General features: G+C 59.2%; 16 protein-coding genes and 1 pseudogene. 12 read left to right on the top strand and 5 right to left on the bottom strand.

The features are described 5' to 3' along the window. From IPP88_21770 to alaC, 3 genes are read right to left on the bottom strand one after another with little or no spacing between them, the layout of a single operon-like run. Positions 1 to 1,311 (bottom strand): homoserine dehydrogenase, encoded by a 1,311-nt coding sequence (locus IPP88_21770; GenBank protein ID MBL0125209.1) that lies wholly within the window; start codon positions 1,309 to 1,311, stop codon positions 1 to 3. Next, positions 1,308 to 1,760, bottom strand: coding sequence for a GNAT family N-acetyltransferase (locus IPP88_21765; GenBank protein MBL0125208.1), 453 nt, complete (start codon positions 1,758 to 1,760; stop codon positions 1,308 to 1,310). The genes IPP88_21770 and IPP88_21765 overlap by 4 nt, the downstream gene beginning before the upstream one ends. A gap of 56 nt (positions 1,761 to 1,816) precedes the next feature. After that, positions 1,817 to 3,022, bottom strand: coding sequence for an alanine transaminase (gene alaC, locus IPP88_21760; GenBank protein MBL0125207.1), 1,206 nt, complete (start codon positions 3,020 to 3,022; stop codon positions 1,817 to 1,819). Positions 3,023 to 3,188: 166 nt separating this feature from the next. On the opposite strand from alaC, the gene IPP88_21755 reads away from it, so the two are divergent. The 7 genes from IPP88_21755 (at position 3,189) to IPP88_21725 (ending at position 8,694) form a co-directional block, all read left to right on the top strand. After that, a complete protein-coding gene (locus IPP88_21755) occupies positions 3,189 to 3,557 on the top strand; it encodes an Mth938-like domain-containing protein (GenBank protein ID MBL0125206.1) in 369 nt (122 codons plus the stop codon). A gap of 154 nt (positions 3,558 to 3,711) precedes the next feature. Then, positions 3,712 to 4,608 (top strand): amino acid ABC transporter substrate-binding protein, encoded by an 897-nt coding sequence (locus IPP88_21750; GenBank protein ID MBL0125205.1) that lies wholly within the window; start codon positions 3,712 to 3,714, stop codon positions 4,606 to 4,608. Positions 4,609 to 4,860: 252 nt separating this feature from the next. Further along, on the top strand, positions 4,861 to 5,622 hold the full coding sequence (locus IPP88_21745; protein ID MBL0125204.1) for an amino acid ABC transporter permease: 762 nt from the start codon (positions 4,861 to 4,863) through the stop codon (positions 5,620 to 5,622). 1 nt (position 5,623) lies between these two features. Beyond that, the gene (locus IPP88_21740) at positions 5,624 to 6,307 is read left to right on the top strand and encodes an ABC transporter permease subunit (GenBank protein ID MBL0125203.1); all 684 of its coding nucleotides are present in this window, start codon (positions 5,624 to 5,626) and stop codon (positions 6,305 to 6,307) included. A gap of 93 nt (positions 6,308 to 6,400) precedes the next feature. Further along, positions 6,401 to 7,132, top strand: coding sequence for an amino acid ABC transporter ATP-binding protein (locus tag IPP88_21735; protein ID MBL0125202.1), 732 nt, complete (start codon positions 6,401 to 6,403; stop codon positions 7,130 to 7,132). Positions 7,133 to 7,240: 108 nt separating this feature from the next. After that, positions 7,241 to 8,371 (top strand): hypothetical protein, encoded by a 1,131-nt coding sequence (locus tag IPP88_21730; GenBank protein ID MBL0125201.1) that lies wholly within the window; start codon positions 7,241 to 7,243, stop codon positions 8,369 to 8,371. A gap of 29 nt (positions 8,372 to 8,400) precedes the next feature. Continuing rightward, positions 8,401 to 8,694 carry a YggU family protein gene (locus IPP88_21725; GenBank protein MBL0125200.1) on the top strand — a complete coding sequence of 98 codons (294 nt, stop codon included), beginning with the start codon at positions 8,401 to 8,403 and terminating at the stop codon, positions 8,692 to 8,694. 469 nt (positions 8,695 to 9,163) lie between these two features. On the opposite strand, the pseudogene IPP88_21720 reads toward IPP88_21725, so the two are convergent. Next, positions 9,164 to 12,132 (bottom strand): annotated as a pseudogene (locus IPP88_21720) (FAD-binding protein). An 89-nt stretch (positions 12,133 to 12,221) separates the two neighbouring features. Here IPP88_21720 and IPP88_21715 point away from each other — a divergent pair. From IPP88_21715 to IPP88_21695, 5 genes are all read left to right on the top strand, one after another. Continuing rightward, complete coding sequence (locus tag IPP88_21715; GenBank protein MBL0125199.1) at positions 12,222 to 13,454, top strand: aminotransferase class V-fold PLP-dependent enzyme; 1,233 nt, start codon at positions 12,222 to 12,224, stop codon at positions 13,452 to 13,454. Positions 13,455 to 13,511: 57 nt separating this feature from the next. Then, positions 13,512 to 14,495: a tripartite tricarboxylate transporter substrate binding protein gene (locus IPP88_21710; protein ID MBL0125198.1), complete on the top strand. Its 984-nt coding sequence runs from the start codon at positions 13,512 to 13,514 to the stop codon at positions 14,493 to 14,495. 121 nt (positions 14,496 to 14,616) lie between these two features. Beyond that, positions 14,617 to 15,249, top strand: coding sequence for a sigma-70 family RNA polymerase sigma factor (locus IPP88_21705; protein MBL0125197.1), 633 nt, complete (start codon positions 14,617 to 14,619; stop codon positions 15,247 to 15,249). Positions 15,250 to 15,387: 138 nt separating this feature from the next. Beyond that, positions 15,388 to 18,393, top strand: a complete 3,006-nt coding sequence (locus IPP88_21700) for a serine/threonine protein kinase (protein MBL0125196.1) — start codon at positions 15,388 to 15,390, stop codon at positions 18,391 to 18,393. 91 nt (positions 18,394 to 18,484) lie between these two features. Further along, positions 18,485 to 23,629 carry a PKD domain-containing protein gene (locus IPP88_21695; GenBank protein ID MBL0125195.1) on the top strand — a complete coding sequence of 1,715 codons (5,145 nt, stop codon included), beginning with the start codon at positions 18,485 to 18,487 and terminating at the stop codon, positions 23,627 to 23,629. Between the two features lie 170 nt (positions 23,630 to 23,799). On the opposite strand, the gene IPP88_21690 is transcribed toward IPP88_21695, so the two are convergent. Next, positions 23,800 to 24,549, bottom strand: coding sequence for a response regulator transcription factor (locus IPP88_21690; protein ID MBL0125194.1), 750 nt, complete (start codon positions 24,547 to 24,549; stop codon positions 23,800 to 23,802). Positions 24,550 to 24,585: the final 36 nt, after the last annotated feature.

The raw sequence follows: 24,585 nt of genomic DNA, 5'->3' as shown, positions 1-24,585 counted from the left end.
TCAGCTCAGTTCTTCCATGCGAATCCGCACGACCTTGCCGGCAATGGTTGGCAGCGCTTCAATGCGTGCGATCGCTGCATTGACATTTTTCTCCAGTGACGGGTGGGTGAGGATGATCACGTCCACGACATCTTCGCCCTCTTCCGCTTCCTTTTGCAGCATGGCGGTTATCGATATGGAGCCGTCGGCCAGAATGCGTGTGACATCGGCCATCACGCCGGGCTTGTCGTACGCACGCAATCGCAGGTAGCAGCCGGTCACGACCTGTTCCATTTTCAGTATCGGCGTGTCGTGCAATTGATCGGGCTGGAACGCGAGATGCGGCACGCGGTGTTCCGGGTCGGAGGTCAGCATACGCGTTACATCAACGAGATCGGCGACCACCGCGCTGGCGGTGGCTTCCGACCCGGCGCCGCGCCCGTAGTACAGCGTTGCGCCAACCGCATCGCCTTTGACAAGGATGGCATTCATCACGCCCTCCACGTTCGCGATCAGCCGCTTCGACGGAATCAGCGTCGGATGCACCCGCAGCTCGATGCCCTCGTTTGCCCGGCGGGTGATGCCAAGGAGTTTGATGCGGTAGCCCAGTTGTTCGGCGTACTTGATGTCCTTGTCGGTGAGTTGAGAGATGCCTTCGGTATAGGCTTTGTCGAACTGCACCGGAATGCCGAACGCGATGGCCGACAGGATGGTGAGCTTGTGCGCGGCGTCGATACCTTCGATATCAAATGTGGGATCGGCTTCGGCATAACCCTTGTCTTGCGCTTCTTTCAGTACCGCCTCGAAACTCGCACCGCGCGAACGCATTTCCGACAGGATGAAATTGGAGGTGCCGTTGATGATCCCGGCGATCCACTCGATGCGGTTCGCCGTCAACCCCTCGCGCAGCGCCTTGATGATCGGTACACCACCCGCGACGGCGGCCTCAAAGGCCACCATCACCCGGTTTTTCAGCGCAGCGGCGAAGATTTCGGTGCCATGTTTGGCGAGCAGCGCCTTGTTGGCTGTCACCACATGCTTGCCATTGGCGATCGCCTTCAGCACCAGTTCTTTGGTGGTGGTGTCGCCACCGATTAATTCACAAACGATGTCGATATCGGGATGGCTGACCAGCGCATCACCATCGGGCAACAACTCAATTCCCTCGAGTGAAAAATCGCGGGGCTTGTTGAGATCGCGCGCGGTAGCATGCGTGACGCGAATTTCGCGTCCGGCGCGACGGGAAATTTCCTCACGATTACGTTTCAATACTTCAATGGTGCCGGACCCGACGGTACCGAGTCCCAGCAGTCCTACGTTGATCGGTTTCATGTTGCGGATTTCTGAATGGGTTTGGAAAAATGAAACGAAGGAATGGTCATGCCTTCGCGAAAGTAAAATTTGTGTGCCTGCTGGCGCTGACAGCCGGAATCCAGCGCGAGGCAATCGCAGCCGCGCTGCGCGGCGATGCTTTCCATGTGCTGCATCAAAACATGGCCGACACCAGTAGACCGTTCGGCTTCGTCGGTGACCAGATCATCGCAGTACATCTCGCGGCCGCTGAAGGTTTTTTCCTGAATGCGGAACACCGTGAGGCCGCGCACTTTGCCATCGCGGACGCATACCGACATTTCCGCGCCGCTGGCGAAGACCGCTTTCATGCGTCCGGCGTAATCCAATGGCAAATGTGGTCGAAGTTGCCGGTGGACGGCCTCGGCCTGGATGAGCCATTCGCGCTCGATGATTTCGCCGATGGCATTGGTGATGGGAATGATTTTCATGGTATCTGCAATGTCATCCCGAGCAATGCAAAGGGTGACTGCGTTGGTGAGGCAGTTTATTTTTGAGGAACGTCCTTGATAAACCCATCCTTGCGAAACATTTCCTTGATGCCCCTCACGGCTTGCCTGGTTCTCTCCGCGTTTTCGATCAACGCGAACCGTACATGATCGTCACCCAGCTCGCCAAAACCCACGCCCGGGGACACACAGACCTTGGCCTCAATCAGAAGTTTTTTCGCGAATTCCAGCGAGCCCATCTTCCGGTATGGCTCGGGAATTTTTGCCCAGATGTACATGGTTGCCTTGGGCTTGGTGGTCACCCAGCCGGCTTCCGCCAATCCCTTGTGCAGCACGTCGCGCCGAGTCTGATATTCCGCGACAATTTCTTTCACGCACTCCTGCGGGCCGTCGAGGGCGGCGATGCTTGCCACCTGGATGGGCGTGAAGGTGCCGTAGTCGTGGTAGCCCTTCATGCGCGTCAGCGCGGCGACCAGCTTCTTGTTACCGACCATGAACCCGACCCGCCAGCCGGCCATGTTGTACGACTTTGACAAGGTGAAGAATTCGACCGCCACGTCACGCGCACCCGGCACCTGCATGATCGACGGGGCTTTCCAGCCGTCATAGGTGATATCGGCGTAGGCCAGGTCGTGCACCACCAGCAAATTGTTGGCCTTTGCCAATGCCACGATACGCGCAAAAAAATCCAGCTCGACGCACATTGCCGTCGGGTTTGACGGAAATCCGAGGATCAGCATCTTCGGTTTCGGATCGGACTCGAGGATCGCCTTTTCGGCCTCCGCGACAAAATCGACGCCCTCGGTCATTTGCACGTGCTTGATTTGCGCGCCGGCAATGACGGCACCATAAATGTGAATCGGGTAGCTGGGGTTTGGTACCAGCACCATGTCGCCGCTATCCAGCGTGGCCAGCATCAGGTGGGCAAGGCCCTCCTTGGAGCCGATGGTAACGATTGCTTCCGTTTCCGGATCCAGATCGACGTCATAACGCCGCTTGTACCAGTCGGCAATCGCCTTGCGCAAACGCGGAATTCCCTTAGAGACAGAGTAGCCGTGCGTATTGGGCCGCTTGGACGCTTCGACCAGCTTGTCGACGATGTGCTGTGGCGTGGCGCCGTCGGGGTTGCCCATCGACATGTCGATGATGTCCTCGCCACGATGACGTGCCGCCATCTTCAGTTCGGCGGTGATATTGAAAACGTAGGGCGGCAGACGCTTGATGCGGGAAAATTCGTGAGTCATGAAATCGGTCTGGTGAGATGGACTGGCTATAATTATCGGCGCGGCACTGACTGGCATGCACCATGTTTGTGCGCCGCAATATGTCCATTCTATCCGAGCACAATGCGGTTTTCATACTACGCCGCTAAAACCATCAAGCCATCACGACGCTCCCTTTCCACTCGCCATGAAACTCCACCTCAATTCCTTCGATGGCCAGAACTCGATTTCTGGTCATGGTCCCGGCTTTGTCATGGTCAACAGCACGCGCCTGGAAACCGCTGCGATCGTCATGCCCGACAAAATCATCTCGCCTTGGGCCGTGTCCGATCCGTCTGCGATGGACATCGCCGATTTCGCCGTCTTGCTGGAGCTTAAACCCGAGTTGGTGCTTTTCGGCTCCGGGGAGTCCTTTCGTTTTCCGCACCCGCGCATCATGGCGGCTTTTTCCCAGGCGCGAATCGGCTTTGACGTCATGGATACCCCGGCCGCCTGCCGCACCTACAATGTGCTCACGAGCGAGGGCCGCATTGTCGCGGCCGCGTTGCTGATTTAGTCCGGCAGGAACGGCTGGCATCCGGTTTGCTTGATAACCTCGGCGCAAACCCGAGCTTGAAAAAAGCGTAATATCTGCCTGTTGGATTTCAGGGCTACGCAGCATCGGCAATTCCAGCAATATTCTCATCATAAATACACGAGGAGCACCACCCATGAAGTTTTCCACCCTTTCCACGCTGAGCGCCGGATTGCTGGCCTCAGCCCTGTTGGCGGTCCCGGCAACAGCGCAAGAACTTACCGGCACGCTGAAGAAAATCAAGGATAGCGGCGCCATCACCATCGGCCATCGCGATGCATCGATTCCTTTCTCCTACTACGATGACAAGCAACAGCCAATCGGCTATTCGATGGATCTTTGCGCGGCAATCGTCGAAGAAGTAAAGAAGGAACTGGCACTGCCGACGCTCACCGTCAAGTACAACCCGGTTACCTCGCAAACCCGTATTCCGCTGATGTCCAACGGTACGGTGGATCTCGAATGTGGTTCCACGACCAATACCCTGACACGCCAAAAGCAGGTTTCCTTCGCACCCGTCACCTTCGTGACTGGCACCAAACTGGTGGCGAAGAAATCCTCCAAAATCAAGTCCTACAAGGACCTGAAGAACAAGACCGTGGTCGTCACACAGGGCACCACCAACGAACGCACCATCAAGGCGCTTTCCGACAAGGAAAACCTGAATATCAAGTTCCTGAACGCCAAGGACCACGCTGAATCGTTCCTGACTGTAGAGTCCGGCCGCGCGGTGGCATTCGCGATGGACGATGTGCTGCTCTATGGCCTGGTGGCGAAATCCAAGAAGCCAAAGGATTTTGAAGTCGTTGGCGATTACCTGTCCTACGACCCATACGGCATGATGTATCGCAAGGGCGATGCTGATTTTGGTGTCGTGGTCAATCGCGCGCTTGCCAAACTGATGGCGACGGGCGACATCAACAAGATCTACGACAAGTGGTTCATCGGCAAACTGCCTTCAGGCGAATCTATCGGCATGCCGATGAGCCCGCTGCTGAAGGCTGGTTTCCAGCTGCAAGCCCTGCCGGAATAAGTTAGCGATACAAAGCGAAGGGGAATCGAGAGATCGATTCTCCTTTTTTGTAGGCATTTACGTGATGTATGGTGGGCAAAGCGCAGCATGTCCACCGTCTGTCATTCGCTTGGGCACGCTGCGCTTTGCCCACCGTACAAGTTCTACACGAAACCGCAGTCCGGCGCGTTTTGCCGCACGCATAAGAACAAAATAAATTTCGTTACCATCCGGTTGATTGACTGACACCCTCAACCATCAGGGGAGCGCGACATGGATTGGAAAGTCTTTCTCGAACAGGCGCCATCCGGTGGCATGACATATCTGGACTGGTTGTTGTCTGGCGTCATGTGGACCATGCTCGTATCGATCGCCGCGTGGATCATCGCTTTTACGCTGGGCTCGATTCTGGGGGTCGCCCGAACCGCGCCGGTTAAATGGCTCCGGGTTCCCGCCACGATCTATGTCGAGATATTCAGGAATATTCCACTTCTGGTGCAGATGTTCCTGTGGTATTTCGTCATGCCCGAGGTACTTCCCACGGCATGGGGTGACTGGCTGAAAGGTACTTATCCCAATCTCATCACCCTGCCTTTTGCGCAGTTCAGTTTGTGGGAGTACACCGCAGCCGTATTGTGCCTGGGGCTATATACCGCGTCGCGCGTCGCTGAACAAGTGCGCGCCGGTATTGAGTCGCTTTCGAAGGGGCAAACCAATGCCGGGCTGGCCATGGGTTTCTCGCTGCCGCAGGTATACAAACACGTGCTGCTGCCGATGGCTTTTCGTCTGGTCATTCCGCCGATGACCTCGGAGTTCCTGACGATTTTCAAGAACTCGTCGACCGCGCTGACCATCGGCGTACTGGAACTCACGGCCCAAAGCCGGCAGATTTCGGAATACACCTTCAAGACATTTGAGGCATTCACTGCCGCCACTCTTCTTTATATTGTTATCACCCTGACCGTCATCTACCTGATGCGTTTGCTTGAAAACAAGTTGCACGTACCGGGCTATGTATCGCAGGGAGGCAAATAGCATGGGTGACTTCGATTTCGCCATCATCATCAAGAGCCTGCCGATTTTGTGGAGCGGCATGCTGCTGTCGCTCAAGTTGTTCGGAATTGCCCTGGCAGGAGGCATTTTCCTGGGTACGCTTCTGGCCATGGCGCGGCTGTCGAGTTTCAAGCTGCTCTCCTACCCGGCAGCCGGATTTGTAAACTTGATACGGGCGATCCCGTTCATCATGGCGCTGTTCTGGTTCTATTTTCTGACACCGATGCTGGTCGAGAAACTAACGGGGCAACAGGGTGAAGCAGTAGGACCTTTCACATCAGCGATCGTCGCTTTCATCATGGTTGGCGCCGCGTATTACTCGGAAATCATTCGCGCGGGCATCCAGTCCGTTCCGCGCGGGCAACCGTGGGCCGCGTATGCGCTGGGACTGAATTACTGGCAGACGATGCGCCACATTGTGCTTCCGCAGGCGTTCCGCAACATGCTGCCGATATTGCTGACCCAGTCAATCATCATGTTCCAGGATACGTCGCTCGTTTACGTGGTCGGTCTCAAGGATTTCCTTGGCTCGGCGAGCACCGCCGGACAACTGACGGGCCGCTCAACGGAGTTGTACGTCTTTGTCGCGCTGGTGTTTTTTATTATCTGTTTCGGCGCGTCCAAGCTGGTGAAATACATTGAGGTCCGCACCCAGCCTGGCAAATAGTTACAGCCGTCCGCCACTGCCGCCAGTTATTGAAGCCCGACGCATTCAACCTCCACTCCACTCATTCATCGAAACAGGAAATCCACCATGGCCATGATTGAAATCAAAAACGTCAGCAAATGGTATGGCGAAAAGCAGGTGCTGGAAGACTGCACCACGCACGTCGACAAGGGCGAAGTGGTGGTGGTCTGCGGCCCGTCGGGTTCGGGAAAATCCACGCTCATCAAGGCCGTTAACGGCCTGGAGCCGATCCAGAAGGGCGAGATCTTCGTCGATGGCATATCGGTCGGCGGCAAAGGCGCCAACCTGTCGAAACTACGCTCGCGCGTGGGCATGGTGTTCCAGAATTTCGAATTGTTTCCGCACATGAGCGTGACCAAGAATCTGACCATTGCGCAAACGCAGGTACTCGGCCGCAGCGAAGAAGAAGCCCTGGCAAAAGGCCTGAAGCTGCTTGAACGGGTTGGACTGATCGAGCACAAGGACAAATATCCTGCCCAGCTTTCCGGCGGACAGCAGCAACGCGTGGCCATCGCCCGCGCGCTGTCAATGGACCCGATCGCCATGCTGTTCGACGAACCCACGTCCGCACTCGATCCGGAAATGATCAACGAAGTGCTCGATGTCATGGTCGAACTTGCCAAGGAAGGCATGACAATGATGGTGGTGACGCACGAAATGGGTTTTGCCCGAAAAGTGGCCGACCGCGTCATCTTCATGGAAAAAGGCGGCACCATCATGGAAGATTGCACCAAGGACGATTTCTTCGGATCACCGCGCAAGCAGCGGACGCAGGACTTTCTCTCAAAGATCCTGCAACACTAATTACTTTGTTACAACTTTAAGGCGGAAAAATGGGGCACTTCGCCCCATTTTGTATTTCAGATCGTCGTTTCCGCTAAGATGCAAGCAACTCCTTTCAGGGCAACGCCCATGAACAAGTCATTGCTGATAATTCTCGGAACATTCGCGGCGGTGGTTTCCGCGAGCTGGTATTTCCTGCGCCCCCCCACTGACGCCGTCATGAATGCTTCGGCGGAAAGCGCAGCCACCTCGAGCAAGGCTCCAATGGCAGCGGGCGGCTCTGCCTCGGTGCTGCCGTTGGACAACCTGCAGCAATCTTCGCCGGTCAAAATTTCTGTCGCGCGCAGCGTGGTTCCACTGAAAAGCGCGTTGGCGCAGGAGTTCGAGAAGGCCCGCCAGTTGAAGGTTTTCTACGATCGCTACGCCGCCAATCCAGAGGGCGCCGATGCCGAAACCAAATTCTTTGCCGCGCTGGCGATGGAACGCTGCGTTGGCCGGGGCCGCGGATCGCAAGGCCCGTCCGAGGCAGACAAGACGCGTTTCCAGAATCGCCTGAAGGAAAATGATCCCAGCAATGCGCAGCGAATCGAGGCATTCAACCGCGTCACCGAAACCTGTGAAGGATTTGCCAGTACCAATATAAGTGCTGCCGATATTTCAAAACTCTACCGCGAGGCGGCAGCACAGGGTAACCCGGCGGCAAAGGTGGCGGTCGCGGCCGACCTGAACCGCGAGCAGAATCGCAACGCCCGTGGCATTGAGGAGCGCCGCATGTCCGAAGACCAGTTGGCGATGGTTCGCGATGCACTCAGTACGGGTGACCCGTTCGCCATTGAACGCGCCGGTCAGTTGCTTTCGTGGGGCTCAACGCAATTGGCCGATCGCAAGGTTGGCCCGAACGGTGACCCGTATACGCCGCGCGACTGGGCGCCGGCGTGGCAGCTCGCCGCGTGCGACCGGGGTGCGAATTGTGGCGCCGATGCCTACAAGGTGCTCTATGGTTGTGCGCACCTCGGTGCCTGCGGCTACGACAATCTGGAAACATATATGCAGTTCAATGAACTGGCGCCCAACACCTACGCCGCGGCCGTGCAGATTCGTGCCACTATTCTTGAAGCGATTGCCCAAGGACGCTGGGACTGGCTCGGTATTGCGGCGGGCATGGGCCGCACCGTCACGCCGGCAGCCGTCGCCAGTAACACCGGCGGAACGCGCACCACATCGGTCGCACCGCCCGGGCCGGCTAAACGCGGCGGATAGCGCGGCGCATCGCAAGTCGCTGGCAATCCATGCCCTGGTTTCGACACGACAAGGACTGCCTCATCCTGTCGGTGCATGCACAACCTGGCGCCAAGCGCACCGGGATCCAGGGGCTGCACGGTGAAGCACTGAAAATACGCGTTGCCGCGCCACCCGTCGAAGGCGCCGCCAACGACGAATTGCGCCGCTTTCTGGCGCAGATCTTCGATGTCGCATTGCGGGATGTCGATCTGGTTTCAGGTATATCTTCACGCGCGAAGCGATTCGCGATTCGCGGCAGCCGCGTGGATCCGCGCGCGTTGTGCGATGCGGAAAATAGCTAAACGCAAGCATTGGCGCGCCTTTCCGGGCATTTTTGCCGGAAACACCGCGCCAAATGGCGATCTACATGCGTTTTCCGGGGGGTGCAATCGGCCACCCGCTTCGGTCCCCGGCCTGCCCGTTACCCGCGGCCGCACGTCGGGGCGCAGCCCCGTGGGGCGTCCACCAGGGCCTCCCCGACCCCCCCCCCTCACCAAATTCGGGTCAACTGCTGACCGGTCGAGGGCGTTTTACTCAACCTCATCCTCTCAACGTTCATACCCACCACCTTTGCGACCCCCACTCCCCCCCATGACAAACCTGCGCCACATCTTGTTTAATTCGTCTTTCCTCGCCTGTGCCGAAACCTGTCCCCCCCCCTAAACCTTGCCCCAGTCTCACAAAGTCCTCTCGACTGCCCTACATTTTCACCCGTATTCCCTTCTAATTCCCCTCCGACCCTCCCACGCTCCCTAAAAACCATTCCTCAATTCACTTTAACCACCTTCTCTCAAAAAATACACACCCTTGAAACCCAAACTGCATTTCACCAATACTTTCGGACGCGATGCGCACCATTGCCTGCGCCAATACCACCGCAACGTGCACCGCCTCACGCTGTGCGCCATCGGCAATCTGGTGGCGACAGCTGGTGCCGTCGGCGACGATGACTGCGTCCTGATCGGCGGCCCGCACGGCAGGTAATAACGACAGTTCGCCCATTTTCATCGATACGTCGTAATGACTGGTCTCGTAGCCGAATGCGCCGGCCATGCCGCAACAACTCGATTCGATAGTCGTCGTTTTGAGTTCTGGAATCCATGACAGGACTTCTTCGACATCACTCATCACACCGAATGCCTTCTGGTGGCAGTGGCCGTGCAACAGCGCACGATTCGCCTCAATTGGCTGTAAAGCGAGCCGGGACGGATCGAAGCGCCCCGCGGTCTTCTCCCGCACCAGAAATTCCTCAAACAGAAATGCATGTGCCGCGAGCTTGTCGGTTTCGTCCCCCGGAAACATCGACTTGAATTCATCGCGCAAAGTGAGCAGGCACGAAGGCTCCAGGCCAATGATGGGCACGCCACGCTCGATGTACGGCTTCAATGCATCGATGGTGCGCCGCGCTTCTTTTTTGGCCTGATCGACCATGCCGGTGGCCAGAAACGTGCGCCCGCAGCACAGCGGACGTTCGCCGGTCGCGCCGCCGATCAGGTCGACGTTGTAACCCGCCTTATGCAATACGATCGATGCGGCCTCCGCGCTGATGCCGGGAAAATATTTGCTTGGGCCTTCGAAGTAATTCGTGAACGTGTCGACCCAAAGGACGACGTCACGCTCCTTGCCAAAATAGGTTTCCGATCCGTCCGCCTTGGCCTTGCGCATCGCCTTCTGCCAACGTGCGGCGCCAATGGATGCCAGCAGTGGCCGGTGCCACAACGGCAACTTTCGCTTCGAGGAAAACCCCATCGTCTTCTCGCCCAGCCACGCCGCACCCGGAATAACATTGCGCAAGTTCATCAGCCAGCCGAATGCCCACGCGTACGGTGCATAGCGTGGCAGCCAGGCAACAAGCCTGTCGTGCAGGGTATGGCCATGTCTTTTCTTGTATTGATGCAGGAACTCGATCTTCATCTTCGCCATGTCGATGCCGGTGGGGCATTCGCGCTTGCAGCCCTTGCAGCTCACGCAGGGTAGCTGGGACACATGGTTCCGGCGTCGAACTTGCGGCAGTGGCCGTTGTTGTTGCACATCTCGACGGCAGGTGCAAATCCGCCCCACTCTTTCCAGTCGAGCGCCGTCTCGAATTTCGTTGCTGCATAGCCCGGCTGGAAGCGGAATAGCGAGCGGTCATCCTGCTTCGACGGGCTGACGATCTTGCCGGGGTTCATCAGTCCTTTCGGATCGAACAAAGCCTTGATTTCACCCAGCGCCGATGTCAAGCGTGGACCGAAAAACGGTGCAATCCATTCGCTACGTACGAGGCCATCGCCATGTTCGCCGGAATAGACACCCTTATATTCGCGTACCAGTTCGGCCGCTTCCTCGGCGATCGCACACATCTTGATCGCGCCGTCGCCGCGCATATTTAGAATTGGCCGCACATGCAATGTCCCGACGGACGCATGCGCGTACCAGGTGCCTTTGGTGCCGTGCTTCGTAAATACTTCGGTGAGCCGGCGCGTGTATTCGGCCAGGTGTTCCAGCGGCACACAGCAGTCCTCGATGAAGCTGACCGGCTTGCCGTCGCCGCGCATCGACATCATGATGTTGAGCCCGGCTTTGCGTACTTCCCACAACGCTCTTTGTGCACCGGCTTCGCTCATCTTCACCACGGACCGCGGCAGACCCAGGTCACCCATCAATACAACGAGGTCATCGAGCTTTTTCAGCAACGGTGCGTGCTCGTCGCCCGCGAATTCCACCAGCAAAATGGCCTCGGGTTCACCGATGAGCGCGGCGTCGATGACCGGGCGAAACGCCGGATTGTTGCGCGACAGGTCGATCATGGTGCGATCGACCAGCTCCACCGCCGTCGGACCCAGTTTGACGAGATGCTGCGTCAGGTCCATCGCCTGGTAGAAGGTCGGGAAATTCACCACGCCCAGCACTTTGTGTTTCGGCAACGGAGAGAGCTTCAGTTCCAGTGATTTGAAGTACGCAAGCGTCCCCTCGGAGCCGACCAGCATGTGCGCGAGATTCGGCACCGGCGTGTTGTAATTGAGCGGATCGCGCGGCGCAAAGATGTCGAGGTTGTAGCCTGCCACCCGTCGCAATAACGGTGGAAAGCGAGCCGCAATTTCATCTTTCTCGCGTTCGCAAATGGCACGGATGCCGGTGAGAATGTCGCGGAACCGTTGTGAGCGGCCCGCTTCGATATTGGCGTTCAATTCACCAAATCGCTCGATGGATCCATCCGCCAGCACCGCCTCAATACCCGCAACGTTGTGCACCATGTTGCCGTAGAAAATCGAGCGCGAGCCGCAGGAATTGTTGCCCGCCATGCCGCCGATCGTTGCTTGCGCGGACGTGGAGACATCGACCGCAAACCACAGACCGGTCGATTTCAATCTGGCATTGAGCTGGTCGAGCACGATTCCCGGTTCCACCGTCGCGCGCCGGTTGGTGGCATCGACGTCGATCAATTTGTTGAGGAACTTGCTGTTGTCGATTACCAGCGCCGCACCCACCGTTTGCCCGCACTGCGAGGTACCGCCGCCGCGCGGCAGGATCGGCACGCCCTGCTCCGCCGCGATTTGCATGGCGCTGATCGCCGCATCGATGCTGCGCGGCACCACCACGCCCACCGGCATGATCTGGTAGATGGATGCGTCGGTCGAATAGCGGCCGCGCGAGGCATTGTCAAACATGACTTCGCCGTCGACCTCACGCACCAATCGTTCCTTCAGGGGATGATCATGGGCAGCGGGTATGAAGCGAATTGACTGGCTTTCTGACATAAGATAATTGACCGGTGGTAATGTCTGGTTTGACGTAACACCATAGTGTACGAAAAACGCCTTCAGGAGTAATCGACATGGCTCAAGACATGACCCACGCAAATTCTGCCGCCGTTTCCACCACCACTTACCGCGCCGGACGCCATTTCCTGCAGATTCCCGGCCCGACGCCGGTGCCCGAACGCATTCTGCGGGCAATCGATCGCCAGGTCATTGATCATCGCGGACCGGAATTTCAGGCGCTGGGAAAGGAAGTCCTCGCCGGCATGAAGGAGATTTTCCAGACACAGCATCCAGTGATCATCTATCCCGCCTCCGGCACCGGCGCGTGGGAGGCTGCGCTGGTAAATGCCCTTTCAGCGGGCGATCGCGTGCTGATGGTCGAAACCGGGCACTTCGCATTCCTGTGGCAGCGACTGGCGACGCGCATGGGCTTGAAGCCTGAGCTGATTCAAACCGATTGGCGGCACGGGGTTGATGCGGCAGCGATTGGATCCGCGCTGGCGGATGACAAGTCGCACTCGATCAAAGCCGTTTGCGTGGTGCATAACGAAACCTCGACCGGCGTCACGTCCAATATTCCCGCCGTGCGAAAGGCCATCGACAAGGCGGGACACCCCGCACTGCTGATGGTTGACACGATTTCATCGATCGGTTCCGTTGAATACCGCCACGATGACTGGGGCGTGGATGTCACGGTGGGCGGGTCGCAGAAAGGCCTGATGCTGCCACCGGGCCTGAGCTTCAACGCGCTTTCTCCCAAGGTGCTGGCCGCGTCGAAATCCTCCACACTGCCAAAGTCATTCTGGTCGTGGGACGAGATGCTGGAAGCCAACAAGACGGGTTTCTTTCCCTATACGCCCGCCACCACCATGCTCTACGGCCTGCGCGAGGCGCTGGCCATGCTGCGCGAGGAAGGCTACGCGAACGTATTCGCGCGCCACCAGCGGCATGCGGAAGCCACGCGCCGCGCGGTGCGCGCGTGGGGACTGGACATTCTCTGCGCAAACCCGGCCGAGTATTCACCGGTGCTCACCGCCGTGATGATGCCGGCTGGTCACGACGCCGACCGTTTGCGGGATTTCATTCTCAAGCACTTCGACATGTCGCTCGGCATGGGACTCAACAAACTCAAAGGCAAGATTTTCCGCATCGGCCACCTGGGCGATTTCAACGATCTCACCTTGATGGGAACCCTGGCGGGCGTGGAGATGGGGCTGGAGGTGGCCGGTGTGCCGCATCAGAAAGGCGGCGTCGATGCGGCGATGCAATATCTGGCGCAATGCGCGGCACGCAATACTCCCGATAGAATGGCAGCTTAGTTTTTCAGGCACCGTCCACCAGAGAGCGGACGTTTTATTACTACATTTGGAGGATTCATGAATCGACGCAATTTGCTTTGCACACTGGTCGCTGGCGCGTTTTCACTGTCGTTCGCATTTCCTGCGTCGGCTCAGACTCCCGCTTGGCCGACCAAAGCCATCAAGTGGGTCAACCCTTTCCCGGCCGGTGGCGGTACGGATGTCTTTGCACGCCCCATGGCCGCCAAGGTGGGTTTATCACTCGCGCAAAGTGTTTACATCGAAAATCTCGGCGGTGCGGCGGGTACCGTCGGCGCGAATGTCGCGTCGAAGGCTGCGCCCGACGGCTACACATTTTTCGTCGGCGCCATCCACCACACCATCGCCGAATCGCTGTACATGAATCGCGGCTACAAGCTGGAGGAAAACTTCGTTCCCATTACTGTTTTTGCCTTTGTACCGAATGTGCTGGTCGTGCATCCGAAACTCGGCATCAAGACCGTCGAGGACTTCGTGAAATACGCCAAAGCCAATCCGGGCAAGCTTAATTTCGGCTCGGCCGGCAGTGGCGCCTCGCATCACATGGCGGCGGAGCTGTTCAAGCGCCTGGCCGGTATCGAAATGGTCCACGTGCCGTACAAAGGTGTCGGGCCGATGATGCAGGATCTGCTCGGTGGCCAGGTTGATCTCTGCTTCGACAGCCTGAGTTCGTCATCGCCGCAGATCAAGGCCGGCAAACTGATTCCGCTCGCCATCACCAGTGCCACGCGCTCGCCGGCCTTCCCTGATCTGCCGACCATGGCGGAAGCCGGTTACAAGGGATTCGAAGTGACCACCTGGTATGCGCTCTGGGGGATCAAGGGCACGCCGCAACCGATACTCGACAAGATGTACGCCGAGAACGTGAAGGCGCTGAACGACCCTGAAATCAAGAAGATCTGGGAAACTCAGGGAGCGACAGTCGGTGGATTGCCGCCGAAGGAATTCGCCACCTTTATTTCTTCCGAAATCACCAAGTGGGGCAAGGTCGTCAAGGACTCCGGAATCAAGATCGATAACTGAAACACATGCACTGGCGCGGCGAGTGGCAGCGTTTCTGGCTGCGAGCCGCGCCAGTGCTGGGGTTTGCCGCTTTTCATGGGTACGGCCAGCGACACAAAACTTCTCGTATAGAATCGGCTTCATGAGATCTCCTTCCACCGCAGCAAGCGCCAACGCCGACACCGACACCGACACTACCACCTCCTCCCTACCCCCCAACAGCGCGACCGATCTACTTACACGCGTGCAACAGGGCGACGCCGCCGCCAAGGATGAGTTGTTCACGCACTGTTACCCTGAGCTGAAGCGAATTGCGCATGTACGGTTGCTGAATACCAACCGGTCCGCGACGCTTGACACGACCGCACTTGTGCACGATGTGTATCTCAAACTCGCCAACATGGGCGGGATCGCCACCGAAAGCCGCGGACATTTCATGGCCTACGCTGCCCACACCATGCGCTCACTCATCATTGACATCATTCGTGCGCGTTCGGCGGAGATTCGCGGCGGCAACGCGCCGCATTTGTCGCTGGACACGGATTTAAGTGATCGAATCGGCCAAAGTGAAGACAACGTGCTGGATATCCACAACGCACTGGAACAGTTGGCACAAGTCGATCCACGCCTGGTGCAGGTGGTTGAGATGCGCTATTTCGCCGGCTTTTCGGAGAACGAAATTGCCACATCGCTCGGCGTGGCGGAACGAACCGTGAATCGGGATTGGCAGCGCGCGCGCGTACTGCTCGCCGCCACATTGGCACCCGACAGATAGCCTGCCATTCGTAGCGTCGCGGACCGCGTGCCACGAATATTGCCGTCCACATGTCTGGTGGAACAGTTTTATTTCGTTTAGTGCGGGAATCCACGAATTTACCTGTCCAGACATGATTTTCACGTTCAATCCCTTGTTATGCCGCTGACGATCGCTGAACTCCAGATCCTGGATCGTTTGCTGCAAGAGGCGCTCGATCTCAAACTGGATGACCGGGCCGCATGGATCGATGCCTTGCCGCCGCCGCACGACCGCCTCGCCCCATTGCTTCGCGCCAATCTGCTGGCTGGCACCGCACCGGATGGCGTGGAGACCGCCGACTTTCTCGATGCGCTTCCAACGTTTCCGCCGCTTGCGCGGCAGGATGGCGATCCGGCGATCGGGGAGCGCGTGGGACCGTATCGACTGCTCCGCCCCTTGGGCGAAGGCGGCATGAGCAGCGTCTGGCTGGCCGAACGAGCTGATGGCACTATCCGTCGCGAGGTGGCGCTGAAACTGCCGCACCGTCATTTGCTTGACCGTGGTCTTGCCGCGCGTATGCAGCGTGAACGCGACATCCTGGCGAGCCTCAATCACGACAACATCGCGCGCCTTTACGATGCCGGTGTCGATGACGCGGGACGGCCGTACCTTGCGCTTGAATTTGTGATGGGCGAGCCCATCAACACCTATTGCGAGACCGCGCAGGTCGATCTACCTGGGCGCATTCGCCTGATGATCCAGGTGGCGCGCGCGGTCGCACACGCGCATGCCAATCTTGTCGTGCATCGCGACCTGAAACCCAACAACATACTGGTGACGCCGGGAGACACCGCGCCCGGCGTGAAGCTGCTCGATTTCGGCATTGCCAAACTGCTTACGCGCGATGAGGATGCCACGCAGGCTCCCGATCTTACGCAGACGCTTGGCAGCGCCCTGACGCCGGACTACGCCAGTCCCGAGCAATTGCTGGAGCAACCCGTCACGACCGCCAGCGACATCTATTCGCTCGGCGTGGTGCTGTATGAAGTACTGACCGGCGAAAAACCGTACAAGTTGAAGCGCCAGTCGGCATCTGCCCTTGCGGAAGCCGTGATCCACGCCGATGTGTTGCGGCCCAGCAGACGGGCAGCCCAGAGCAGGCATCGCCATGAGGCCAGGCGACTTGCCGGGGATCTTGACGCCATTGTCATGAAAACGTTGAAACCGGCGCCGGCCGAGCGATATGCCACCGCCAGCGCGCTGGCCGATGACCTCGAGCGTCACCTCGCCCACCAGCCGGTGATCGCGCAGCCGGACAGCGTGGCCTATCGCACCCGGCGTTTTGTGCGGCGTCATGCGCTGATGGTTGGGGCCGGATCATTGGTATGCGTTGCGCTGGTCAGCGGTACAACCCTGGCACTATGGCAAGCGCAACAAGCGCGACTGGAAACCGCAAAAACCCGCGCGGTGAAGGAATTTCTTCAAAGCATTATCAGCGTCGGCAACGTCGACCAGCAGGACGCCCTGATACGGCGCAGGCAGCCGATCGGCGATGTATTGCTTGATGCGGCCAAATCGTTGCCGGGCCGATTTGCTGATCAGCCTGAAGTTCGCTCGGAAGTACAGGCTGCGCTGGGTGAAGCATTGAACAATCTGTCGTTGGACGAGTCGGCGAGGTCGATTCAGGAAACGCGACTGGCCGAGTTGAATACCCGGGGCGCACCGCTCATCGAGCGCATGCAGGCGCAAGTGGCGCTCGCTTCCACACTGGCCGATACGGGCGAGTTCAAGCGCACCCTGCCGATGCTGCAGGAGGCAATTGCTGCCCTGGATGGCAACACCGATCCCCTCGCGCGACGCACGCTTGTCACGGCGCTACGTGATTCGGCGATGAGCAAGACGCAGCGCTACGACGGAACCAGCGGTGTGGCCGATGCCGCGCGCGCAGTCCGAATCGCCGGGCAGGATGACCCCGGCAGCCGGACGCATGCGGCCGCGCTGTCCGTGCTGGGTTTTGCGCAATCGCACCAGCAGGACATGCCCGGCGCGGAAGTCTCCTTTAACCATGCGATTGCGCTGGCGGAAGCACTGCCGCAGTCGGAGCGGGCATTCGAGGCAACGGTTCGCCGGAATTACGGCGAGGCGCTGATGCTGGGGCGAATGCATATGCGCGCGCTGGGCGAGATGGCCAAAGCCTTGAAGGTGATCGAACGCAGTTCCGGCAATGAGACGTTTCGCTGGGCGCGCACGGCTGTCCTGGTCGCGAATCTGACGGCGGCCAGCGGCGATGCGCCGCGGGCAATCGCCATGTTCGAGCAAGTCATTCGGGTCTACGAAAAGTTCGGCAATGAACTGGATCCTCTTTTTGTGAGCGCGGCGCGCGCGATGCTCGCGCAGTGCCTGGTTGAATTTGGTCAATTCTCCGACGCACAACGTATCGGGCGCTTGGGGTTCGAGCCGTATGCAGGCTTCACGAACGGGGCGCCATCGAGCGTGTGGCTTTCCGCATCGCGCTATGCACATGTTCTGCAGATGCTGGGGGATTATGCAAAGTCGGAAAGCGTTCTAGCCGGCGCGCTCCGCGCCATGCGCGCCGCGAATGTCGCGCGAACGATTTCCGATGTGTTGGCCGGAGAGCGACTGCTGGCGATCAGCAAAGCACATCGCGGCCAACATGCCGAAGCCCAGGCGATGCTGAAGGAAATCATCGAAATCGACCGTGCGCCCGCTGGACGCTTCGTCAATCAACGCAATTTCTCCCGCCTGTCGCTAGCGCAGTCTTACCTGCTCGAGGGCAGACTCGACGACGCGCAAACTGAAATCACCACCATGGACCGCATAATCAAGGGTGTGGCCGAGGATGAAATCGCCTTCAGTCGGCCCGCCGCCGCGCAACTTGAAAGCCTGAAGGGTGCGCTAAGCCTCAAGCGCGGCGATGCGAACGCTGCCGCCGAACATTACCAGCGCGCCATCGATATCCAGACCCCGCGACAGCACCCGCAATCGCCGCATCTGGCCAGCGCACGCGCTGACCTCGCGCTGGCACTGGCAACCAAGGGCGATCATGCCGGCGCCAAATCACTTGCCGCGCAGGCGCGCGCTGCGTTTGCGCGGCATCCGGCGGTGGCGCCGCATCTGCGGCAAAGTCTGGCGGCAGTGGAGAAATCGCTGGCTCGACGATAGGCGCCGTGTTTCCCGCCTCGCCGATGTCTGTTTTCGCCCGTTTTATCCGTCTAGGGGGTACGGATAAAACGGTTTGAGGCAGACGATGCAGATGAAAAAACAAAACTCCAGCACTGGCGCGGCTTCTGGCGGCAATTGGACCTGGAACGTGCGCCAGTGCTGGAGTTTGGCAGTCGGCCTAATACTGGGTGCCAGCACGTTCACCGCGTACGCGGCGAACGTGCAGACGTCCCCCGTCTCGTTCTTCCCCAACACCGTCGATTTTGGCGAACGCGTTCCAGGCTTCACCTTCAGCCAGGGGTCGATCTCGTATTCAAACGACGGCGTCGTCCCGCTTACCATTGCGGCCATCAACGTGAGCCCCGGGTTCGCGGTCAGTGGTTGCCCGGTCGGCACCGTGATCGCCGCCAGTTCCGGGTGCTTCCTGACCGCTAGCGCCACGCCCGCGACAGTCGGATATGTCGAAGGAACAGTGGAGATCATCACCAACCCGCCGTCGACGAATGCGCTACTGATACTGCAAATCCGCGGCGTGACGGCAGCCGACGGCACGCTGGTGCAGAACACCATCAGTACCGGCACCGGTTCGCTCAACAAGGCGTTGACATTCGTGCGGAACAATTGCGCCGCCGGACCTCACACGATTCGGTTCAACATTTTTGGCACCGACGCAAAAATCATTGCTATCGGCGAGGTGCCGCTGCCAAGGGTCGATTGCGATGGCACCGTGATCGACGGGTACTCCCAGCCAGGGTCTGCGGCGAATACCGCGACAGACGGCACGACCAACGCCGTGATCAAGATCGGGCTCGATGCCAGCGGCCAGTACAGTCGCCTGGAAGTGCAGGCCAGCAACGTGACGGTACGCGGCTTGTCGATCACCGGCAGTGCCGGTGGCGATGGAGGAATCTATATCGATGGCAACAACAATGTCATTGTCGGTAACTTTATCGGCACCGATCCAAGCGGGGTGGGCGGCGGCGCAAATGACGTAGGTGTGCTGGTATACGGTGGCTCAGGCAACAGGATTGGCGGTGAGTTGGCGGCCGAGCGCAACCTCATCACCGGCAATAACGGCAATGGCGTCATCTTTGATTGTTGCCAGGCCGCGTCCAGGATGCTGATCCGAAATAACCTGATCGGTGGGTCTGCCATCGGCGACAACATGATCAGCAACGGTGGTGCAGGCATCGACCTTCAGGAACCCGGTGCAACGGTAATCGACAATGTGATCCGGTTCAATGGCTCGCACGGCATTCATGTCAAGGGTGGCGACAACGAGTTGTCCCGAAACCGTATTTATGGAAACGCCGGGCGGGCTATCTGCAACTTGTACGTCACTCCGGTCACGTTCGATACCACCTGTGCGCCGACGCAGGATGACCTTGTTGCTCCCTATGATCAGGATGGCGGTGCTGGCCTCAACAACAGCGGCAATCACCTGCAGAACCATCCGGTGATCAGCAGCGTCATCCATGCCGAGGGTAGCACCAAGGTCGGCGGCGTCTTGCGCAGCGACGTCGCCAATGCGCAATACCGGATTGAGCTGTTCTCGAATTCGGCGCCCGGAGTTTCACAGGCAGAAGACTACGCCGATACATTTCTGGTCACGACCGACGCCACGGGTGAAGCGACATTCCTGCAGATCTTTGGCGAGTACCGTAACCACATTACCGCGACCGCGACACGCATTGCCGCACCGTACGACACCAGCGAGCTATCGCCATCGGTCTCACTGGCGACGGCCAATCGGACGCTGACGGTGCAAAAGACTGGCACCGCTGACGGTCTGGTAGTCTCGTTTCCGGCCGGGATCTCATGCGGCTCGACCTGCACTGCTGACTTTGCGCTGGGAACCAGCGTGACGCTCAGCACGGATGCGTTTGGTAACAGCGTGTTCACCGGCTGGAGCGGTGGCGGCTGCTCGGGAACCGGGCTGTGCATCCTCACCATGGATGCCGCCAAGACCGTCACGGCCAACTTCGCATCGACGGCACGGACACTGACGGTGCAAAAGACTGGCACCGCTGACGGTCTGGTAGTCTCGTTTCCGGCCGGGATCTCATGCGGCTCGACCTGCACTGCTGACTTTGCGCTGGGAACCAGCGTGACGCTCAGCACGGATGCGTTTGGCAACAGCGTCTTCACCGGCTGGAGCGGTGGCGGCTGCTCGGGAACCGGGCTCTGCACCGTGACTATGGATGCCGCGAAGACCGTCAGCGCCACTTTCGCGACCACCACAACGACTCTCACCGTCCAGAAAGCCGGCGGCGGCAGCGGCTTGATCGTCTCCAACCCCGGGGGCATTTCCTGCGGCAGCACCTGCACGGGCGATTTTCTGCTCGGCTCGCAGGTCACTCTCACGCACGATGTCGGCGCCAACAGCGTCTTCTCCGGATGGTTCGGAGCATGCAGCGGTACCGGCCCGTGTGTGGTGACAATGAATTCCCCTTCAGTCGTGACCGCCACGATCGCCTCCACACTGAAGCTGCTCACCGTGCAAACAACCGGCGCGGGCACCGGCACCGTGGCTTCGTTCCCGGCCGGCATCAACTGCACAAGTACCTGCAGCGCCGAATTCCCACAGGGCACAATGGTCACGCTCCTGCATGACCCCAGCGGCACCAGTGTCTTTGGCGGTTGGAGCGGCGCCTGCACGGGCACCGGCGCCTGCACGGTCACGATGGATGCGGCCAAGACGGTGCTCGCGTCGTTCGTTCCGGCGCCGACCGTGGTCACCGTCCAGAAAGCGGGTAATGGCACCGGTATCGTGGCTTCGAATCCGGCCGGCATCGACTGCGGGGCGACCTGCAGCGCGACGTTTGTGCCAGGCACCACGGTGACCCTTAGCGCGGATCCTTCCGGGGCCAGCATCTTTGCGGGCTGGGGTGGCGGTGGCTGCGCGGGAACCGGCGTTTGCACGCTGACGATGAATGCCGCCAAAACCGTCACTGCGAATATCGTGCTGCCGCCGGTAGCCGCGGTCAGTGCACCTGCCACCGGGCGCATAGGCGTCCCGTTCACCCTGAATGCCTCGACATCCACCGCGTCGGGACAAGTTGTGCAGTACCGCTGGTCTTCGGTAACTCGTCCGGCCGGCAGCGTTGTTCCCGGCTTGCCGCTGGTGACGCCCGATGCACTCCTTACTTTCAGTCCGGACAAACTCGGCCGCTATGACTTTCAGCTCATCGTCGCGGACGATCTGGGCCTTCAGAGCACGCCAGTGGTCATCACATTCAATGTCATCGATGCCGACAACCCCACCGCGCTGCTGGAAGCGACACCGGCTTTGCCTTTGGTCGGCACGCCCGTGACGTTGTCCGGCAGCCGTTCAGCGGATACCGGCGGCGGCCGCATCGTGAGCTACCTGTTCAGCGCGATCTCGCGTCCCGCCGGTGCATCGGTGTTCGGCGCGCCGATCAACTCGGCGTCACCGTCAATGAACTTTACGCCTGACCGGGCAGGTGTGTGGCGGCTGAGCCTGAAGGTGACAGATGACTCAGGCAACCAAAGCGCGGTGACCGAGATTTTGCTGACGGTGACGGTGCTGCCGACGGCGGTTGTCAGCGCCCCGGCGACCGGCAAGGTCGGCGTTTCGCTCACACTGGATGCAGGTGGATCCACCTCGCCCGGCAGCGTAGTGCAGTACCGCTGGAGTCTGGGTCAGCGTCCGTCGGGAAGCGTGGTGCCGAGCTTGCCGCTGGTATCGGCCTCGCCGCTGCTGTCTTTCGCGCCGGACAAGCTGGGACGATATGACATCCAGCTGGCGGTGACCGACGATAACGGCAACCAGAGTTCACCTGTGGTGGCGACCATCATCGTTGCCGATACCGACAATCCGACAGCGGTGCTGGATGCAACACCCGCGTCAGGTACGGTTGGCTTGTCCGTGACGCTATCCGGCAGTCGCTCAACGGATACGGGCGGTGGCCGGGTTGTGGGCTACCAGTTTACCGCCGTCTCACGACCCGCAGGTGCGACCGCGTTTGCCGCGCCGGTAAATTCGGCCAGCCCCTCAATCGCATTCACGCCGGACAAAGCGGGCGTGTGGAGAATTAGTCTGGTGGTGGCCGATGATTCGGGCAACCAGAGTGCGGCAACCGAAGTGTCGCTGGTGGTCACGGCGGTTCCGGTCGCCAACATCAGCGCGCCGGCTACCGGCAAGGTGGGCGCGTCGCTCACATTGAACGCCAGCGCATCCACGTCGTCTGGCAGCGTGGTGCAATACCGCTGGAACCTGGGTCAGCGCCCGTCAGGCAGTGTGGTGCCCAGCCTGCCGTTTGTATCCACTTCGCCGCTACTGACGTTCGCACCAGACAAGTTGGGCCGCTACGACATCCAGCTGGTGGTCGTGGACGACAGCGGCAACCAGAGCGCGCCGGTGATGGCAACCATCATCGTGACAGATTCTGACAACCCGACCGCGGTATTGGATGCAACACCGGCGTCACCCGTGGTGGGTTCGGTGGTGACGTTGTCGGGTGCTCGCTCGGCGGACACCGGCGGTGGGCAGGTCGTGACCTACCGGTTCAGCGCCATCTCCCGCCCAGTCGGAAGCACCGCGTTTCCCAGTGTGATCAATTCGACCAATGCATCGATCACGTTCACGCCCGACAAATCCGGTGTGTGGCAACTCGGCCTGGTGGTGATTGATGATTCGGGCAATCAGAGCGCGATGACAGCGATTTCACTGAATGTCATTTCAGACGTGCCTACGCTCGAATTGAAAAACGTGGCCTCCCGCAAGGATCACGGCACCACCGGAACCTTTGATCTGCCGCTGAAAACAACCATCCCGGTAACCGGCGACGTGACGGTTGAACCCAGAATCTCGCAGTCGGGCCACAGGATTGTCTTCACGTTCAATCAAGCTGTGACCTCAATCTCCGACGTGACCGCGACGAATGCCAGCGGCGCCAAGATCGGTGCAGCATCGGCGGAATTTGCCGGCAATGAATTGATCGTCGCGCTTACCGGAATTCCTGATAGCAGCCGGGTGAACATTCAATTGAAGGGAGTCAATGGTGAACTGAATACCGCTGTGTCGGTTGGCTTCCTGACAGGCGACGTGAATAGTTCACGCAAGATCGATGCAACCGACCTGAGTGCGACCAAGGCGCGATCCGGGCAAGTGACCAATTCGTCCAATTTCCGATTTGATCCGGACCTTTCCGGAAAAATCGGGGCAGTTGATATTTTTGTCGTTAAGGCTCGACAGGGGGGCTTGCTACCGTAGCGCTGCGTCGGGTTGCTGCAACCGCGGCAGCACAAAAACTCACCCAACAACCGCGTTCAGGGCATTCCTGCTCGGCCCAATGCGACAGCGCATGACCGACGAGCCAAAACACCAGCACCCACGAGCCTTTCCGACACTTTTCGGCCTGCGCGGCTCGCCAATGCTGGAGTTTAGCTCTGCTTAAAGAGATGAAAATACTGCCGGGAAACCGGCAGTTTTTCCTTGTGACCCTTGATGTGTACCACCAGTTTTTCCGGGCCTTCGCGCACCGCGCGGTCGATGGCATTCGCATTGATGATGACACCGCGATGTACTTGCCAGAAAACATCTTCGTCGAGGCCTTCAATCAATTCCCTTAGCGGCGTGCGCACCAGCGCTTCGGAATCCTTCAACACGATGCGCGTGTACTTCGTATCGGACTGGAAGAACAGTACCTCCTCGACATTGATCAATTTGGTCTGGTTGCCGAGTGATGCGCGGATCCATTTCAACTTTGGTGCGCCGGATTTGGCGCCCTGATTAAGCAATTTCCCCAGCAGTCCCGTCAGGTCGGCAGGCGCGGAATTGAGACGTTTCTTGACGCGCGCCACGGCGGCCGCCAAGCGATCAGTCTCGACCGGCTTCATCAGATAGTCCGCTGCGCCGTTCTCAAATGCCCGCACTGCGTATTCGTCATAGGCAGTGATGAAAACGAAGTGGGCGGCATCGCCGATCTCGGCCGCGACCTCCAGGCCAGTCTTCCCCGGCATGCGGATATCGAGAAAGGCAACATCGGGTTTGTTTTTACGCCACAGTTCCAGCGCCTCGATGCCGTTCTTCGCGATGCCCGCAATTTCAAGTTCGGGCCATACGTCTTTCAACGCCGCCAACAGGCGGTCGCGCATGAGGGGTTCGTCTTCTGCGATCAGCGCGGTAGTCATATCCCACTCCTGCATAAATGGGGCAGACCCGGCCTC

Source organism: Betaproteobacteria bacterium (assembly GCA_016720925.1).
Lineage (GTDB): Bacteria > Pseudomonadota > Gammaproteobacteria > Burkholderiales > Usitatibacteraceae > UKL13-2.
Note: the sequence above shows the minus strand (reverse complement) of the source record. Positions and strands in the feature narration are given on the sequence as shown.